Annotated in this window: 15 protein-coding genes and 2 tRNA genes; 11 read left to right on the plus strand and 6 right to left on the minus strand. The window is 57.1% G+C overall.

The genetic code is table 11. The annotated features are described in order from the left end of the window. Window positions 1-202: 202 nt before the first annotated feature. The 4 genes from ACP7AL_RS09940 to ACP7AL_RS09955 all read right to left on the minus strand — a co-directional run bounded on the left by ACP7AL_RS09940 (window position 203) and on the right by ACP7AL_RS09955 (window position 1,605). The gene (locus ACP7AL_RS09940; RefSeq protein WP_425991039.1) at window positions 203-745 is read right to left on the minus strand and encodes a PRC-barrel domain-containing protein; all 543 of its coding nucleotides are present in this window, start codon (window positions 743-745) and stop codon (window positions 203-205) included. A gap of 85 nt (window positions 746-830) precedes the next feature. Beyond that, window positions 831-1,127: a hypothetical protein gene (locus tag ACP7AL_RS09945; protein ID WP_343299467.1), complete on the minus strand. Its 297-nt coding sequence runs from the start codon at window positions 1,125-1,127 to the stop codon at window positions 831-833. A gap of 57 nt (window positions 1,128-1,184) precedes the next feature. Further along, window positions 1,185-1,316 carry a hypothetical protein gene (locus ACP7AL_RS09950; RefSeq protein WP_275451117.1) on the minus strand — a complete coding sequence of 44 codons (132 nt, stop codon included), beginning with the start codon at window positions 1,314-1,316 and terminating at the stop codon, window positions 1,185-1,187. A gap of 85 nt (window positions 1,317-1,401) precedes the next feature. Then, window positions 1,402-1,605 (minus strand): hypothetical protein, encoded by a 204-nt coding sequence (locus ACP7AL_RS09955; RefSeq protein WP_425991042.1) that lies wholly within the window; start codon window positions 1,603-1,605, stop codon window positions 1,402-1,404. Between the two features lie 281 nt (window positions 1,606-1,886). Between ACP7AL_RS09955 and ACP7AL_RS09960 the strand changes: the two genes are divergently transcribed. Further along, window positions 1,887-1,961 (plus strand) — tRNA-Thr (locus ACP7AL_RS09960). A gap of 26 nt (window positions 1,962-1,987) precedes the next feature. On the opposite strand, the gene ACP7AL_RS09965 is transcribed toward ACP7AL_RS09960, so the two are convergent. Further along, entirely contained in the window at window positions 1,988-2,137 is a 150-nt protein-coding gene (locus ACP7AL_RS09965; RefSeq protein WP_006021206.1) for a hypothetical protein, read from the minus strand. Between the two features lie 300 nt (window positions 2,138-2,437). Here ACP7AL_RS09965 and ACP7AL_RS09970 point away from each other — a divergent pair, with 300 nt between their 5' ends. Both ACP7AL_RS09970 and ACP7AL_RS09975 read left to right on the plus strand, forming a co-directional pair. After that, entirely contained in the window at window positions 2,438-2,929 is a 492-nt protein-coding gene (locus tag ACP7AL_RS09970; RefSeq protein ID WP_425991044.1) for a hypothetical protein, read from the plus strand. A gap of 36 nt (window positions 2,930-2,965) precedes the next feature. After that, window positions 2,966-3,538, plus strand: coding sequence for a hypothetical protein (locus ACP7AL_RS09975; protein ID WP_425991046.1), 573 nt, complete (start codon window positions 2,966-2,968; stop codon window positions 3,536-3,538). Window positions 3,539-3,598: 60 nt separating this feature from the next. Here ACP7AL_RS09975 and rlmB read toward each other — a convergent pair whose 3' ends face one another. Then, window positions 3,599-4,480: a 23S rRNA (guanosine(2251)-2'-O)-methyltransferase RlmB gene (gene rlmB / locus ACP7AL_RS09980; RefSeq protein WP_024919083.1), complete on the minus strand. Its 882-nt coding sequence runs from the start codon at window positions 4,478-4,480 to the stop codon at window positions 3,599-3,601. 217 nt (window positions 4,481-4,697) lie between these two features. Between rlmB and ACP7AL_RS09985 the strand changes: the two genes are divergently transcribed. The 8 genes from ACP7AL_RS09985 (at window position 4,698) to ACP7AL_RS10020 (ending at window position 16,361) form a co-directional block, all read left to right on the plus strand. Beyond that, window positions 4,698-4,783: transfer RNA gene (locus ACP7AL_RS09985), tRNA-Tyr, on the plus strand. Window positions 4,784-5,225: 442 nt separating this feature from the next. Next, window positions 5,226-7,664, plus strand: a complete 2,439-nt coding sequence (hsdR, locus tag ACP7AL_RS09990) for an EcoAI/FtnUII family type I restriction enzme subunit R (RefSeq protein ID WP_425991049.1) — start codon at window positions 5,226-5,228, stop codon at window positions 7,662-7,664. Window positions 7,665-7,686: 22 nt separating this feature from the next. Next, a complete protein-coding gene (locus ACP7AL_RS09995; protein WP_425991051.1) occupies window positions 7,687-8,247 on the plus strand; it encodes a hypothetical protein in 561 nt (186 codons plus the stop codon). Between the two features lie 7 nt (window positions 8,248-8,254). Beyond that, window positions 8,255-9,712 (plus strand): N-6 DNA methylase, encoded by a 1,458-nt coding sequence (locus tag ACP7AL_RS10000; RefSeq protein WP_425991053.1) that lies wholly within the window; start codon window positions 8,255-8,257, stop codon window positions 9,710-9,712. Then, window positions 9,709-11,424, plus strand: a complete 1,716-nt coding sequence (locus ACP7AL_RS10005; RefSeq protein WP_425991055.1) for a restriction endonuclease subunit S — start codon at window positions 9,709-9,711, stop codon at window positions 11,422-11,424. The genes ACP7AL_RS10000 and ACP7AL_RS10005 overlap by 4 nt, the downstream gene beginning before the upstream one ends. Continuing rightward, a complete protein-coding gene (locus tag ACP7AL_RS10010; protein ID WP_425991057.1) occupies window positions 11,421-12,371 on the plus strand; it encodes a GIY-YIG nuclease family protein in 951 nt (316 codons plus the stop codon). The genes ACP7AL_RS10005 and ACP7AL_RS10010 overlap by 4 nt, the downstream gene beginning before the upstream one ends. A gap of 98 nt (window positions 12,372-12,469) precedes the next feature. Continuing rightward, window positions 12,470-13,288 (plus strand): Hachiman antiphage defense system protein HamA, encoded by an 819-nt coding sequence (locus tag ACP7AL_RS10015; protein ID WP_425991059.1) that lies wholly within the window; start codon window positions 12,470-12,472, stop codon window positions 13,286-13,288. Next, window positions 13,278-16,361 carry a DEAD/DEAH box helicase gene (locus tag ACP7AL_RS10020; protein ID WP_425991061.1) on the plus strand — a complete coding sequence of 1,028 codons (3,084 nt, stop codon included), beginning with the start codon at window positions 13,278-13,280 and terminating at the stop codon, window positions 16,359-16,361. The genes ACP7AL_RS10015 and ACP7AL_RS10020 overlap by 11 nt, the downstream gene beginning before the upstream one ends. Window positions 16,362-16,510: the final 149 nt, after the last annotated feature.

Raw genomic sequence — 16,510 nt, forward strand, 5'->3', positions numbered from 1 at the left:
CGGTATGACGCGGATGATTCTCAGACTGGCTCCTGAGGAGCCGATTGCGGTCGATACGTTGCTCGCCGTCACCTTGGCGGTTGCGGCTGCGCTCAACGCATGGTGCCTCAGCGCCTATCTTTAGATAGGCACGCGAACGGCCGAACCGGCTGAGCCGATTCGGCCGCGCTGATGTACAGGCTATACTGGCCTGTCTATGCCTTTATTTCGCGTTTTCCGAATACTTGAACGCCGGCATTGCCTTGAGCTGCTCCTTGGTGCCGCTCATGACCGCATGGTCCGGGTACCATTCATTCTTGGTCGCTGTCGCAGCCATGCCGCCGCCAGCGGCGCCCGTGGTTGTCGACGGCCGGGCCGTTGTCGACGTTCCTGCCGAGCCCGGCATCTTGTCGGCCGACGCCGAGCGGACCGGCTCATCGACCCATTTCAGCTTTTCGAACGTCACGGCGATGTCGTGCTGACCGACGCCAAGGAAACCGCCGACGCCGATGATCACGGCGTTGACCTTGCCGCTCTTGTCGAGAAGGATTTCACTGATGTCGCCGAGCTTCTCGTTGGCGTCGTTATAAACCGCGAGGCCGACAAGCTTGGAAGCCCGCCAGTTGCCTTGCAGATTCATCTGCTCGCTCGATGCAGACGCCGCGGGAGCAGGGGAAGGCGAGGCCGGAGTTGTGGTCTGCGCGAACGCCGCTCCACCAGCCAACGCGGTTCCGAGCAGAGCTGCAGCCACATATTTCTTGATCATCGGATTCTCCTTTCAATATATCGATTGAAACGGAAGAACCCAAACCGCTTGCTTATGTTCCGGGAACTATCTCTGTTCGCCCGCGTCAATTTAGCAAGTTTGCCGGCACCTTTTCGAAGCGCAGCGGAACCTCGCCGGTTTCGATCGCGGCGTGGAGATCGTTGAGCTGGGCTTCGAGGAACTCGTTCGCCGCGAGCAACGCCATCAAGGCGCCGCGCGTGTCACCGCCGCATTGGGCGATGACGTCGTCGAGGGCATTTTCATAACGGTCGTCATCATGTGAAGGCATGATAGTCCTCGTCTGGTTGCCTGAATCGCTGTCTACCTGCGTAGGCAACGGTGACGAGACCGTGACCGTTCCGAGGCGCGCCGAGTTGTCCACGCAATTCACAGGCGTTTTGACGCAGGACAGGGGGAATATTTGGCGTTCGCGCGATTGCTATTTCGCGGCCTGATCCACCGACCATACGTCGAAAATCCCCAGGTTGTAGAGGAAAGCGAGAGCGGCAATCACGCCGATCGCGGCAATCAGGTATTTGTGGTGCGCCCGAAACCCGCCGTTGCCGTCCATGCGAAATCCTCCGCGCGCCCGATGTCCAACCACATTTACTGGTGGCCCAAATCGGACGACAGCGCAAATTGAATGGCTGTGAGTTTCAGCCTGCCTCGGTTCGTCCGCCGCTCTTGCCCAGTAATATGCGCGACGCCCAGATGATCAGGCTGGCGATGCCAAAGAACAGCTCGCCGGTCAGCTTCAGGACCGCGGACAAAAAGTCGAGCACATCGAAGAGCTCCAAATAGTCGAGCAGCTTGATGATCAGGATCAGCACCAGCAGCGTGCCCAGCAACCACTCGGTCATTGCAACAGTTCTCCGCGCCGGCGCCGTGACATCGGCGACAAGTTGCTCCGTTGGTCGCTGCGGTAACGGCGGAGGTTCACGGTATTGCAATGCGCGGTTCCCGGAACCCCGGGGGACGCCAGGCGGTGGCCAGGTGAAGGTGGAAGCGGAAAAAGCCGCGGACCAATGTGCTGTCCGGAAAGCCGTCGCTTCGAGCGGCGGCTTTTCCGTTGGCGTGCGACCCGGCAACATCGCCGGCGGTCTTGTCCTCAGGCGGCCGCGCTGATAGCTGTTCCCCCGACGCCGGTTTAGCTCAGCGGTAGAGCAGCGGTTTTGTAAACCGAAGGTCGGGAGTTCAATCCTCTCAACCGGCACCATTCACCGCCGCCGTCGGCCGATTGCTTCAGCCCTCGTTCGTGCGCGGAATCATCCACGTTGAAAACGTCTGCCAGACGCCGTCGCCGAGATGGCGCTGATAGGCGATGAAATCGCCGTCGTTGCCACGTACGAATTCATAACGATGGTGGTTGAATTCTCTGGTTTGCACGGTCATCGAAGTTCTCCTCTGTTCGTTCTGACGGAGGAGCTAAGTGGCATATCCGGCCGATCAATAGAATGATGATTATCATATAATCACGTTGTCGAGAGGCGACGTTTCACCTGTGGAACCGGGCGAGCGAGCCCGCCCGGCGCCCGCCGTTAACCTTCCACTTTCCAAAATCTTATTGAAATCGCTCGCAATTGAGCGACCGCAAATGCTTACGCGTTAGGCTTACCTGACGATTGGGCGGGGCCTTTAACTCCTGGCTTGCCTCGCTGGATTAGGGTGCGGCTTCAACGAAGGTCTCATTCCATGCGTGCGATACTGGCTCTGGCGATCTTGATCGGAACGGCGGGAGCGGCAGCGGCCGATACCGGTCCGTTGATCGTGATTCCCGGCCGTGCGGGCGTTCCCGTCATGATCAATGGCCGCGATGCGTCCTATGCCGTCGTCGAAGGCGAATGGGGCCTCGCCAAACATTTCAAGAATGCGGACCGCGTTTATGGCGGCTGGGATCGCTACATCGGCCCCGAAGTCGGCCACTATTATCCGAGCGCCGGACGCACGCCGGGCTACGGCCGTCTCGAAATTCAGCCGCCTGCCAATCGCGCGCTGCCGCAGCCTGCGGAGAGCTATCATCGCTCGTGGTCCGCGCAATCCGCGCCGCCGGCGCCGCAGCAGCACTACGACGTTCCGCTATATCCACCGTCGATCATCGAAGCGCCGCGCGATCAGAGCGGTCGGCCGAACGGCTTCCGGCCCAGCTACAGGCCGAATGGTTTCCGGCCCGATCTGAAACAATAACGAGACCAAAACAAAAGCGTTTAACAGGAGAGAGTAATGCGTCAGACGATTGCAGGATTGATTGCGGGAGCAGCTTTTGCTGCGACCATGGCGGCGGCGGCACCCGCGCAGGCATGTGCGGTGACCGATCCGTGCGGCAGCTACGGCTATTATGCTTACAACTACGGATGCGGTTACGGCACAGGCTACGGTTACGGCGGTTGCGGCGTGCGCGAGCGTCTGACCGATGCGGACGCTTATCAGACGTATGCAAGCCCGCAGTATTACTGGGTGAATCAGGGCCCGACCTATACCGGCCCCGGCAACTTTGCTCCGGTGCCGACCTATCAGGAACGCGCGGTGATCGGTTCGCGCTACTACGGCCGGCCTTATCGTTATGGTTATGATGGCGGTCCGTACGGCAACGCCACCAGCCATTACTATGACGGCGCACCGGGCGTGCAGGGACCTGCGGTCTACAGCTATCGCTACGCCCGCCGCCATTATCACCGCGGCTATCATCGGATGCACTACCGTCCGTATCGCACCGCGCCGAAGTACTATTACACGCACCGTCACCACGGCCACGCCATGGCGCACGGATCGCGTCCGCTTCGCTACAAATACTGATCTCATTGATCGGATATAAAGCGAAACGCCCGTCTGCATCACGCAGGCGGGCGTTTTGATTCAGCCCATCAGACCAAGACGGCTTGTCCCGATATAGAGCGCGAGCGCGGCTGCATTCGAGACATTAAGGCTCTTGATCGCGCCGGGCATGTCCATGCGTGCGACCACGCTGCACGTCTCGCGCGTGAGCTGACGCAGGCCTTTGCCTTCCGCGCCCAGCACCAGCGCGAGCGGCGCATGCAGGGGCACCTTGCTGAGATCGCCCTGGCCCTCGCTGTCGAGGCCGACCGTCAGGAAGCCTGCCTCGTTCATCTCGCCGAGCGCGCGATGCAGGTTCGGGACTTCGATGATGGGCACAAGCTCGAGTGCGCCGGATGCGGATTTGGCCAGCACACCGGTCGCTTCCGGGCTGTGCCGTCCGGTGGTGACGATTGCCTTGACGCCGAACGCTGCGGCCGAGCGCAGGATCGCGCCGACATTGTGCGGATCGGTAATCTGGTCGAGCACCAGCACGATGCCGTCCTGAGGCAGTTCGTCGAGATGCAGGCCGGGCAGGGGATCGGCCTCGGCGAGCAGGCCCTGATGCACGGCATCCGGCCCGAGCCGGCGGTCGATGTCGCCCGGATGCACCAGCTCCGGCGGAACGCGGGTGTCGATCTTCTCGTCGGCAAGGCGGCGGGCGACGTTTTCGGTGACGAACAGCTTGCGGATTCGCCGTTCGGGATTGGCCAGCGCCATGGTGACCGAGTGCCAGCCATAAAGAACGACAGGGCCTTCGCCTTTCGCGTGTCCCCTGGCTTCGCGGTCGCGCCACTGAGGACGTCCTTGAGGCTTTCCCTGGTGCTTCCCGGAACGCTCCCCGTGCCGTTCCCGGTCACGGTCGCCACCGCGTCCGCCCGGTTTGGGGCCTTTGAAACGTGATTTGCGGTCTCGATCGCTCATGCGGCCTTGTCCCACGGGGCTGAAATAATGGCAATTTCCGGCTTTGGACGGCGGGAAGGGAAATGTGACAATCGTCCCGGCATTGGTTGACTTTACCCCGGTGCTTCGCCCATAAACGCGCCGACCGGGCGCCCGTCTACGGGCACGCTTTTTACCGTCATCCATGGCCGTTCAACCACCCCGTTCGGGTGGGCGAGGGTGTCCGATGACGTCGAGCGGGGGAGTGTCCCGAGTGGCAAAGGGAGCTGACTGTAAATCAGCCGCCGTATGGCTTCGAAGGTTCGAGTCCTTCTTCCCCCACCATATTGAAAGGGCTAGAGAATTTATCATTCTCTAGCCCTTTATTTTTGAACAGGTGATTCGAAATCTTTCCTGAGCCCCACTCTAAGCCCCACTTGTTTTTGGACTATGTTGCCCAATGGCAGGAGAGGCGATCCTTTGTCCGAAGAGGTGTCGCCGTTTGGGTAAGAGCGATTTCTTGGACACGGGTTTGGGCTAGGGAGATCGTCGGTCTGCTTCAAATGGGGTCCTCGTCTCCAAGGCTAGTCGCTGCACTGCCCGTGTTTTTTGGTTGTTAGCGCCGGGGACTTCAGCATCTGGTTGTTTCATGCTCAACTCTCGCGCATTGGGGAGGGGCGCGGGTTTGAGGCAAACGTCATTCATCTGAAAATTGCGTTCGCCTCTCGCGGTTCACGCCGTAACGAAACTTGGCGTTTTTCCCATTTTGTGACGAGCCATCAATTCAATGCACAAACGCTTATTAAGCGAACGGGATATCTGCACGAAGTTCATTACGCCTGCGCTGCGCAAAGCCGGGTGGGACGAAATGCTGCAAATCCGCGAGGAGGTTGGCTTTACCAAGGGCCGTATCATCGTGCGCGGCAAACTGGTCACGCGTGGGAAAGCCAAGCGCGCCGACTACGTCCTCTACTATAAGCCGAATATCCCGTTAGCGCTGATCGAAGCCAAGGATAACTCCCACAGCGTCGGCGACGGCATGCAGCAAGCGCTCGACTATGCCACCACGCTCGACATCCCTTACGCGTTCACCTCGAACGGCGACGGATTTGTATTCCACGACCGCACGGGCGCGAGCGTGCCGCGCGAGGTGAACCTGGGCCTCGATTCCTTCCCATCCCCTGGAAATCTGTGGGCGCGCTATCGGGCTTGGAAGGGCCTCGACTCAGAGGCCGAGCAGATCGTGCTTCAAGACTATTTCGACGACGGCAGTGGCAAGACCCCGCGCTACTATCAGGTGAACGCCGTCAACGCCGCGATCGAGGCGATTGCCAAAGGCCAAGACCGCGCGCTGCTTGTCATGGCGACCGGCACGGGCAAGACCTATACGGCGTTCCAGATCATCTGGCGCTTGTGGAAGGCGGGTCGCAAGAAGCGCATCCTGTTCCTTGCCGATCGGAATGTGTTGATCGACCAAACGATGGTGAACGATTTCCGTCCGTTCGGTGCGGCAATGGCGAAACTATCGACCAACGCAAAGACTATCGAACGGCAGGACGGCAGCAAGGTCGATTTGCCTCTGGCGTTAGACAAGAAACGGCGCATCGACACTGCGTTCGAGGTGTATCTCGGTCTCTATCAGGCAATCACGGGGCCGGAGGAGCGTCAGAAGCTTTACCGCGAGTTCTCGCCCGGCTTTTTTGATCTTATTGTAATCGACGAATGCCATCGCGGTAGTGCCGCCGAGGATTCTGCGTGGCGCGAAATTCTGACGCATTTTTCCGGTGCGACGCAGATCGGCCTTACCGCCACGCCAAAGGAAACTGAATACGTCTCCAACACCGACTATTTCGGCGAACCGGTGTTTACCTATTCGTTGAAGCAGGGCATCAGCGATGGCTTTCTAGCGCCTTACAAAGTCATCAAGGTTCATATCGACCGTGACGTGGAAGGCTATCGCCCAGAACTCGGCCAACTCGATCGCGATGGGAACGAGGTTGAAGACCGCATCTATAATGCCAAAGACTTCGACCGGAATATCGTGCTCGACGATCGGACCAGGCTGACAGCAAAGAAGATCACCGAATTTCTCAAGGAAAGTGGCGACCGCTTCCAGAAGACCATCGTGTTTTGCGTCGATGAAGAGCACGCGGCACGGATGCGGCAGGCGCTTGTCAATGAAAACGCCGATCTGGTCGCTGAAAATCAACGCTATGTCATGCGGATTACTGGCAGCGACAAGGAAGGCCAGGATCAACTTGGCAATTTCATCGACCCGGAATCGAAATATCCCGTGCTGGTGACGACGTCGCGGCTTCTCTCAACCGGCGTCGATGCGCAGACTTGCCGACTAATCGTGCTGGACCGCGCCATCGGCTCGATGACCGAGTTCAAGCAGATTGTCGGACGCGGCGCCCGTGTCCACGAGGACACCAAGAAGTTCTATTTCACGCTGATCGACTTTCGCGGCGCGACCAGTCATTTCGCTGACCCCGACTTTGACGGCGATCCGGTGCAGATTTACGAGCCGGGCGATGATGATCCGATTACCCCGCCCGATGAAACGCCGCAGGGCGACGGTGCGATCGCACCAACCCCGGGCGAGGACGAAATCGTGGTCGATCAGCCGGGCGTGCTGCTGCCGCCCGGCGGTGGTGGTCCGCGCAAGGTCTACGTCGATGGCGTCGGCGCGCGAATTGTTGCCGAGCGCGTCGAATATCTGGACGAGAACGGAAAGCTGGTTACCGAATCGCTGCGTGATTTCACCAAGACGGCACTGAAGAAGCGCTTTGCCAGCCTGGACGATTTCCTCAAGCGCTGGAAGTCTGCGGAACGCAAGCAGGTGATCATTGAGGAACTGGAAGCTGAGGGCCTACTGCTCGATGCCGTTGCCGACGAACTCGGCAAGAACCTTGACCCTTTCGATCTGATCTGCCACGTCGCCTTTGACAAGAAGCCGCTGACGCGCCGTGAGCGCGCAGACAAAGTGCAGAAGCGTGACGTGTTCACCAAGTATGGACCGCAGGCTCGCGCCGTCCTCGATGCGCTGCTGGAAAAATATCGCGACGAGGGTGTGCTCAATCTCGATGATGCCAATGTGCTGAAGGTGACGCCCTTCTCCATGATGGGCAGCGTCGTGCAACTCATCAAGGCGTTTGGCGGCAAGGAGGGCTTCGAGAAGGCCGTCCATGAGATGCAGGATGCCCTCTATCAGGACAGCGCTTAGTGCGCTTTTCAGGCATTTGGCAATGGAGAAATCTCACTATCACCGGCAAGGCAGTCTTGATGGATTGTGCGGGCACTACGCGATTGTAAATGCTCTAACCGTTTGTGGAGCCCTGAAAGGTTGGAGAAAGCAGCAAGCCATGCTTCTCGAAATTTGGGATCGGCACAAAGAGCTTTATGAAGGAATGTATTTTTACGAGATGCGGCGTGTCATTCATTATCTACAACGAAGCCGTAAATGGCCTGCTGGTGTTGCGGCTCATGCACTCTCTGAAAATGGAACTGTACAAAGGAACAGAGACGAGTACCTCAAGCAGATTTTCTCAGAGAGGAATGTTCAATGTGCGGTCATTCAGGTTCAACGTTGTGAAGACGACTGGGAAGATCATTGGTTGGTAATTAAAAGGTCCATCGGTCGGCTGCAATTCATCGATTCGGTCGACCAGAATGGACGCAAGATTATTCGAAAGGATCGAACGTCGCTTAAGATGGGGCGGCAAAAAAACAAGCATTCTAGGTCGTCCATGTGGCGTTTGATCAAGCCGCGTGAAGCAATTTTGTTTAAGTCCGTGAAAGAGGATTAGAGCAGTCGTGATCGTTCGTACTACCGTCAAATCGATTCAGGACATCATGCGCCAGGACGTGGGCGTCGATGGCGATGCCCAGCGCATCAGCCAGCTCACTTGGCTGTTTTTCCTCAAGATCATCGACGATCAAGATCAGGAGCTCGAACTGACGAGGGACGGCTATCGTTCGCCAATTCCCAAAAAATTCCAGTGGCGCGCCTGGGCGGGAAATCCCGAGGGTATGACCGGGCAAAGGTTGCTTGATTTTGTTAACGACGAGCTATTCCCGGCGCTGAAGGATTTGAAGCCCACTGGCAAGCCAGGAGATCGTCGCCGAGTGGTGCGAGATGTATTCGAGGATGCCTACAACTATATGAAATCCGGCCATCTCATCCGGCAGGTAGTCAACAAGATCAACCAGGTCGATTTCAATAATCTCGACGAGCGGCGGCACTTCGGCGAGTTTTACGAGCAGTTGCTCAACGACCTGCAATCGGCGGGCAACGCAGGCGAGTACTACACACCGCGCGCCGTCACTGCTTTTATGATCGACCGCATTGACCCGCATCCCGGCGAAATCCTGTTCGATCCAGCCTGCGGAACAGGCGGATTTCTCTCATGCGCGATCAACCATATGGAGAACAAAGGCTACGTCCGCACGCCGAAGCAATGGGAGAAAATGGAAGGCGCATTACGTGCTGTGGAGAAGAAACAGCTCCCACATATGCTCTGCGTCACCAATATGTTGCTGCACCGCGTCGAGGACCCAAGTTTTGTGCGCCACGACAATACGTTGGCTCGACCTCTGATTTCGTGGAGCAAGGATGAGCGCGTCGATATCATCGTCACCAATCCGCCCTTCGGGGGGCGCGAGGAAGACGGCATCGAGAACAATTTCCCGACCTTCCGCACTAAGGAAACTGCCGATCTGTTTCTTGCGCTGATCGTGCGTTTGCTTAAAAAAGACGGCCGCGCCGCCGTTGTGCTGCCCGACGGCACATTGTTTGGCGAGGGCATCAAGACGCGGCTAAAGGAACATCTGATGGAGGAGTGCAATCTTCATACGATCGTCCGTCTGCCCAATTCGGTGTTCAAGCCTTATGCCTCGATAGGCACCAACCTGCTGTTCTTCGAGAAGGGCGCGCCGACGAGAGACATCTGGTTCTACGAGCACCGCGTGCCGAACGGCCAGAAAGCCTATTCGATGACCAAGCCGATCCGGCTGGAGCATTTGCAGGGCTGCATCGACTGGTGGGGCGGCAAGGAGCGGAAAGGCCGCGAGGAGACGCCGCAGGCGTGGCGCGTCACGGCCGAGGAGGTGAAGGCGCGCGGCTACAATCTCGACATCAAGAACCCGCACAGCGTCGCCGACGATCACGGCGACCCGAAAACGCTGCTGGCGGACCTCGCCCGCGCCGAGGCGGAGACGGCGGGCTATCGCGACCAATTGAAGGCGATCCTCGCCGAGGCGCTCGCTCGATGAACGCCGAACGCTTGCTGGCGCATTACGAGAAGATCGCCGACGCGCCCGACGCAATTGCCCGCCTGCGCCGCTTCATTCTCGATTTGGCCGTGCGCGGTAAACTCGTGCCGCCGAATGCGAACGACGAACCGGCGTCGGAATTGTTCAAGCGGATCGCGACGGAAAAGGCGCGGCTGGTGAAGGCGGGCGCTTTTCGAGAGCCGAGCAGCTTCGTCAAGATTGAGCGTAAAGCTCTGCCATTTGAACCTGCTTCGCATTGGGGCTGGGCGCGGCTCATCGAGATCGCACGTCCAAGCTACGGCTTCGCTTTTACGTCCGGCAACTTCAACGCGGCGAAACGAGGAATGCCCCTCATCCGCATCCGCGACATTTCGAGCACCGACACGGAGGCTTACTTCGAGGGCGACTACGACCCTGCCTATCTGGTGACTGCCGGCGACTATCTCGTTGGCATGGACGGCGACTTCAACTTGCGTCGCTGGACGGGACCAGATGGCCTTCTCAATCAGCGAGTGATGCGGATCAACGGCTGGCGGTGCGGCATTGATCCCGAGTTCGTGAAGCTTCCGCTTCAATTTATTCTCGATCACTTGCACGGGCAGACCTCACTCACGACGGTTAAGCACCTGTCCGCCAAACAGGTGAACGGCATCGAGATTCCCCTCCCACCGCTCGCAGAGCAGCATCGCATCGTCGCCAAGGTCGATGAGTTGATGGGCCTGTGCGACCGGCTGGAGGCGGCGCGGGCGGGCCACGAGGCGAAGCGAGATCGGCTGGCGACGGCGAGTTTTGCCCGCCTCAGCGCACCCGATTCCGAAACCTTCCAATCCGACGCGCGCTTTGTCCTCGACGCGCTGCCGGTGCTGACCACGCGCCCAGACCAAATCAAGGCTTTGCGCCAGATCATCCTCAACCTCGCGGTACGCGGTAAGTTGGTGCCGCAGGATACGAACGATGAACCGGCGTCGGAATTGCTGAAGCGGATCGTTGTCGAGAACAAAAAACTCATGGCAGCAAAAGGCATTCGCGCGCAAAAGCCTGCCTTGCCTGCCGAAAATTTCGAAGCCGATAGTGAAATTCCGCAGACATGGTGTCATGTCTATTTGCAGGACATCGCTTATCAGATCACCGATGGAACGCACCTCACGCCAAAATATACTGAGACAGGTAAGCCGTTCTTGTCAGCTCAAAACGTCAAGCCTTTCCGCTTCATGCCGGAGAAGCATCGCTTCGTCTCGAAAACGGATTTCGATAACTATAGAGCAAACCGGCGACCGGAACGCGGCGATATCTTGATGACGCGAGTGGGCGCTGGGATTGGCGAGGCTGCAGTACTTGATTCTGACTTCGAATTCGCCTTCTACGTCAGCTTGTGCCTCATAAAAATTCCGAAGCGGTTCGTGAGCGTGGATTATCTGGTGCTGTGGCTTAACAGTCCTGAAGGCCGCGAAAGCTCGACCATTCGCACCTATGGCAAAGGTGCATCCCAAGGAAATCTGAACTTGGGACTCATTCGAACATTCAAGATTCCCCTTCCACCACTCGCGGAACAGCACCGCATCGTCGCCAAAGTCGATGCGCTGATGGCGCTGTGCGATCGACTGGAGGCGAGCCTTGCCGCCACGGCCGCCACCCGTCGCCGCCTGCTCGACGCGCTCTTGGCCGAAGCGCTGGCACCGATCGATGATCGCGAACTGGCGGCGGCGGAATGAGCAGCATCCCTGTCAAACCTCGTCGCATCTGGCTACGCTCCTTCTATGGCTTTGGTCCTGAAGAAGACGGCTACATCGGTTGGACTGAGGAAGGTCCCCGTGATCGAATGCTCGGGTTGGTTGAGGATGGCGACCTATTTATGATTTACGGCGCTTCAACCGCCGAGACTAATAAATCCCATCGCAATCGAGTCCTAGGCTTTCTTCAGGTTGAAGCGAAAGCAATACGGGACAAAGACAAGTCCTCTAAAGCGGGGATGCAGCGAAAGCGCGATAACGGCTGGCAGGATAAGTGGACCTTCGCAATTCCAGTCAAACGTGCCTGGCGGGCAGATGAGTCAATTCTACTAAGTCGGATAGCACCGGATACATATCGCCCGGAAGCTGGCCAGGCCATCGCGGTCTGGAATCCACCGCTTTCACTTGAGGAAATGAATAGGGCGCTGAAGATAAGAGTTACTGAAGTCAATGTTTTCGGCGAGTCACCGATATCCAGTGATGGTCTGATGAAGGGCGCTCTCGCTCAGGCCTTTCAACCTTCCCGTGCGTTCCCCGGCAGCTTTGGCGAAAGAACCAGCAATTACGAGGATGGGCCAACAATTCTCTATCTGGCGCGGTTCGAAGGCGATGGTTTTGCACTTCGAGGACATTCTAAGCCGCAATTCGACAAGTCTGTTTTGCTCAAGATAGGGGTCTCGAACAATTTAGGACGAAGGATTTCCGAACTGAACGCTGGTTTTCCACCAGCGGCAGTCGGCAAGTGGTCAATAGCGCTCAAATCAGAGCCATACGGCAATCGCAAAGAGGCTGAGGTGGCCGAACAATTATTCAAGGACGAAGCAAACAGGACAATGGAGAGCCTGGGCGGCGAGTTCTTCCAGGGCGACTTGACCGAAGCTCAGGGTATTTTTGCTGGGATACCCGGTGTGTCGCGATTTGGAAGATGAAGTTACGGAGCCGATAAACTGCATGAACGGATATTGGTTTAGGTAACAAACATCGCCTTGCAGCAGTACGAACTCTTTTGCTGGAGAGACCTTCGACGATGTCCGTGCCCGCTCATCTTGATTGGCTTGTTGATACCGGCGAACGGTTAAAATCCGCCGATGGCATCGAAATTGAAGTGTGGGAGCTAAAGTACGGCGATGATGCTGCAAGGCTTTCGGCGTGGGCGAAGCATTTCAGGGAGCACTACTGCGATGACGACATGCTGGAAAAACTCGTTGCTGGAACGGGAAAAACAAATGCCGAGTATCTGCTCAACGATAAATTTCCGGATGAGAAGAATGCGCCTGGTCCTAGTATTCGATCCGGAGATTTCGCAGAAATTCTCGTCGCGGACTACGTCGAGTACAAGCTCGGCTATTGGTCCCCGCGACAACTTCGTTATGACTTGAAATGGAACCGAAACGAGTCGACCAAGGGCTGCGATGTATTGGGCTTCCAGTTTATTCATGACGGCGGAGTCGATCCGAACGACGAGCTGTTTGTCTTTGAGTCAAAAGCGGCCATGTCTGGCAGTAAGCCGATCAATCGGTTGCAAGATGCTGTGGCCGACTCTGGGAAGGATATGTTGCGGGAGGCAACGACACTGAACGCGCTGAAGCAACGCTTCTATGAGCGGGGAGAAGACGCAGCAGCGCTGAAAGTACAGCGCTTCCAAAATATGCCCGATCGCCCATTCAAGCGAATAAGCGGGGCTGCCGCCGTGCTAAGTTCATCCCTGTACGACGGCGGAGTCATTTCACAAACGACAACGGTTGGCCACTTCAATGCCGCGAATCTCAAGCTTATTGTCATTCGCGGAGAAACATTGATGGAGCTGGTGAACGCACTTTACGCGAGAGCCGCAAATGAGGCCTGAAGCAAATGCTCAACGATTGCTTTCGGTCACGCGGGCCAAAGCGAAGATGTTCGAATTTGATGTGCCGCTTGAGTACCACATCGCGTTGCCACAGCGCCCCGAGCTGCTGTTTTCGCTAGCGGTCGGCCTTTTGGGAGATGCTGCTGCGGCCATCGCGGAAGGCGAAAGGATCGCGCCTCGCGAGGAAACAACAGCCGAATCATTGCTCTTCGCTGCAACCTATTTCGAATCATACATAGAGAGTCGCCTTAATGGCGAAGTATCGATCGACTTCTCAGTCCTTGGTGCCGCAGCCTATTATCTGGCCGACAACCCTGGAAGCGCGGTTGTCACCGCGCGCGGGATGGAGCCGCCTCCGGTTGCCCTCGGTTCAGGGCTCGCGCTGCTCGTCTATCGGCTCATCCTATCGAATTACGACGCAATCGGACCCACAGTCTATGGGGCGGGTATCGATAATGTGCTTGCGGCGATGTCCTCCTACCTTCGTGGAACGGATAGCGCGGATGATGCTCTTTCCGTGATCCAAGCTGTGCGCCAACGTGCCTATCTAGATGGGGATGGGCGCGAACTTCTTTATGCCGATATTGCGACAGCAATCGTCCGTAAGAAAATCGATAACTCGGCCCGTACAGTTTTGCCGAATGCATCGGGCCTTCCGCTCGATCATTGGCTGCCCGCGCTTGGGCGCGTCGGATTCCCCCGTGAGTTATGGCCGTCGCAGCGCCGAATCTGTGCCGCTGGCGTATTGCGCGGAGAGTCAGCCATCATTCAAATGCCAACTAGTGCTGGGAAGACCCGCGCAACTGAATTGATTCTTCGCAGCGTCTTTCTTAGAGATCGCGCTTGGCTCGCAGTCATCGTCTGCCCTTTTCGATCACTTTGTCACGATATTCGCGGGGATATGGCGCGAGCTTTTGCCGGTGAGAATGTTGTGCTCAATGAGGCTACCGATAGCTTTCAGCAGGACCTCGATATCGAAGACCTCTGGGAGCGGCGAACGATCCTTATCGTTACGCCGGAGAAGCTTTTGTATCTACTTCGACGAACGCCAGAACTTGCGCAGCATATTGGCCTAGTAATTTATGATGAGGGACACCAATTCGACAGCGGTGCGCGCGGCGTAACGTACGAACTTTTGCTGACTTCCCTAAAGCTGTCGCTTGCCGAGCAGACCCAGATTGTACTCATTTCCGCTGTTATCGCGAACGCGGGCAAGATTGCTGGGTGGTTGATCGATAACGAAGGAGCTGTTGTTGATGGAGCCGGTCTTATGCCGACCGCAAGGCGTGTGGCTTTCGCGAGCTGGCAAACTCCTCTGGGACGGCTCGAGTATGTTAGTCCCTTCGACCCGGATGATACCGAATTTTTCGTTCCGCGTGTGATCGATCGTGTAAGCCTTCGTTTGCTGCCACGGGAGCGAGCGCCGCGCTACTTTCCACAAGCGGAAGATGGCACGTCGATCGGCCTCTATCTCGGTCTCAAGCTCTGCACTAACGACAGCGTGGCCATCTTCTGCGGACGGAAAGACACCGTAGTCAAGATTTGCGAGATAGCCGTTGATTTGTTTCAGCGGAGCGATGCGTTCACGGCTCCGGTAGATGAATCCAATCCTGGGGAGGTAGAAAAGCTTGCCACTTTGTTTGCGCAGCACGTTGGCGAGGATGCGCCAGCGACGCAGGCGGCACGCATCGGAATCTTTCCTCATCATGCCAGTGTCCCGGGCGGATTGCGGTTAGCGATCGAACACGGGATGAAGATAGGCGATATACGTTTCGTAGTATGTACGTCTACGCTCGCTCAAGGAGTCAATCTTCCGATTCGATATCTGATCGTGACCGGAGTGTATCAGGGTGGCGACCGCATGCTTGTGCGGGACTTTCACAATTTGATTGGCCGCGCGGGCCGGGCCGGTATGCATACGGAAGGGAGTATCATTTTTGCGGACACCAAGGTCTTTGATAAAAGACGTCAAGCCCGCGAAAGGTGGCGCTGGCGGACTGCTGGGGAGCTACTCGATGCCTCAAATTCTGAACCTTCTGCCAGCAGCATATCGGCTATCTTCCAGCCGTTTGAGTTTGGACAGCCAACTAGAACGATAACGTTAAATTCTGAGTTGCTACAAGCGCTCGTCTTTGACGACGAGACGGCCGTGGACGCGAGCGTTGCTGAAGCAGTTGCCGCAAATCCAGGACTCGACGCAAGACGCTTTCGGCGATACCTCCAAGATCGCGTTCAAATAGTGCACGGGATTGCGTCGTTCCTGCTCGCGCATCTTGAATTTGTAAAGGAGGGGCTAGGAGAACGTGCGGTAAACCTCGCTAAGAACACGCTAGCGCATTATCTCGCCGATGAAACGCATAGAACACAGATCGAGACCGTTTTTCAAGAAGTGGCGGAGCGCTTACTCGAAGGCGCTGCGACCGAAGAAATGCGGGCGACGCTGCGGCGGTCTCCTTTGGCGCCCACAACGGTCAACACCCTTAAGACGTGGTTAGAGGCAAATCGGGCGACCCTCACCCAGGCGCTTGAGACGAGAAACTTACTTCCGTTAATTTCAGAGATCGTCCTACGGTATAACCGCAGCACGAGCATCACGGGTCTGTCTGACGAAACCGTCATGCCGCTCATCATTGAGCGGTGGGTAAGCGGCGCGACGTTCGACGCTATCCTTCGACTGCTCGTCGAGAGGAATATTCGCATCGGAGGAAGCAATCGTTTTCCGAAAGTAGAGGATGCGGTTGCTCTCTGTGAGAGCGGGCTTGGATATGAAGGCGCTATGATCCTTGCGACGATCGTTGATCTTGCGGAAGCTGGAGAAGGCGATCTGCGAGCAGCGCTGGCTCTTCTTCAACGACAAATGAAGTGTGGTTTAACATCTGTTGCAGAGCTTGGATTTTTTGAAGCCGGGTTCGCAGATCGCGTCGTCGCCCAAACGCTGGCCGCGAATTTTCCAGATGTATTCGACCGGCTGTCTGCGCGGTTAGCAGTGCGTAACGCTGCTGGCTTGGCGCGAGAGATTGTGACTCGTTATCCTTCATATTTCGCGTCTGTTCTGGACGAACTATTGGCATAGTCGTACAGTGAATGGATTCCGATGATGCAGAAGCATGTACGTCAGCTTATGCCGTAGTTACTCGGCGGCGATAAACCAGAGGGCCTGCCTCTCTTTAACTGGCGACGTTGGCGTCATGAGAGATTGAATCGCCAGATGTTGCGGACTAC

This window comes from Afipia sp. DC4300-2b1, from assembly GCF_049895725.1.
GTDB lineage: Bacteria > Pseudomonadota > Alphaproteobacteria > Rhizobiales > Xanthobacteraceae > Afipia > Afipia broomeae.

Excerpts from the sequence above, each read along its gene's own strand:
- ACP7AL_RS09940 (WP_425991039.1), bottom strand. The coding sequence starts at position 745 with ATGATCAAGAAATATGTGGCTGCAGCTCTGCTCGGAACCGCGTTGGCT.
- ACP7AL_RS09950 (WP_275451117.1), bottom strand. The coding sequence starts at position 1,316 with ATGGACGGCAACGGCGGGTTTCGGGCGCACCACAAATACCTGATTGCC.
- ACP7AL_RS09955 (WP_425991042.1), bottom strand. The coding sequence starts at position 1,605 with ATGACCGAGTGGTTGCTGGGCACGCTGCTGGTGCTGATCCTGATCATC.
- ACP7AL_RS09965 (WP_006021206.1), bottom strand. The coding sequence starts at position 2,137 with ATGACCGTGCAAACCAGAGAATTCAACCACCATCGTTATGAATTCGTA.
- ACP7AL_RS09970 (WP_425991044.1), top strand. The coding sequence starts at position 2,438 with ATGCGTGCGATACTGGCTCTGGCGATCTTGATCGGAACGGCGGGAGCG.
- ACP7AL_RS09975 (WP_425991046.1), top strand. The coding sequence starts at position 2,966 with ATGCGTCAGACGATTGCAGGATTGATTGCGGGAGCAGCTTTTGCTGCG.
- rlmB (WP_024919083.1), bottom strand. The coding sequence starts at position 4,480 with ATGAGCGATCGAGACCGCAAATCACGTTTCAAAGGCCCCAAACCGGGC.
- hsdR (WP_425991049.1), top strand. The coding sequence starts at position 5,226 with ATGCACAAACGCTTATTAAGCGAACGGGATATCTGCACGAAGTTCATT.
- ACP7AL_RS09995 (WP_425991051.1), top strand. The coding sequence starts at position 7,687 with ATGGAGAAATCTCACTATCACCGGCAAGGCAGTCTTGATGGATTGTGC.
- ACP7AL_RS10005 (WP_425991055.1), top strand. The coding sequence starts at position 9,709 with ATGAACGCCGAACGCTTGCTGGCGCATTACGAGAAGATCGCCGACGCG.
- ACP7AL_RS10010 (WP_425991057.1), top strand. The coding sequence starts at position 11,421 with ATGAGCAGCATCCCTGTCAAACCTCGTCGCATCTGGCTACGCTCCTTC.
- ACP7AL_RS10015 (WP_425991059.1), top strand. The coding sequence starts at position 12,470 with ATGTCCGTGCCCGCTCATCTTGATTGGCTTGTTGATACCGGCGAACGG.
- ACP7AL_RS10020 (WP_425991061.1), top strand. The coding sequence starts at position 13,278 with ATGAGGCCTGAAGCAAATGCTCAACGATTGCTTTCGGTCACGCGGGCC.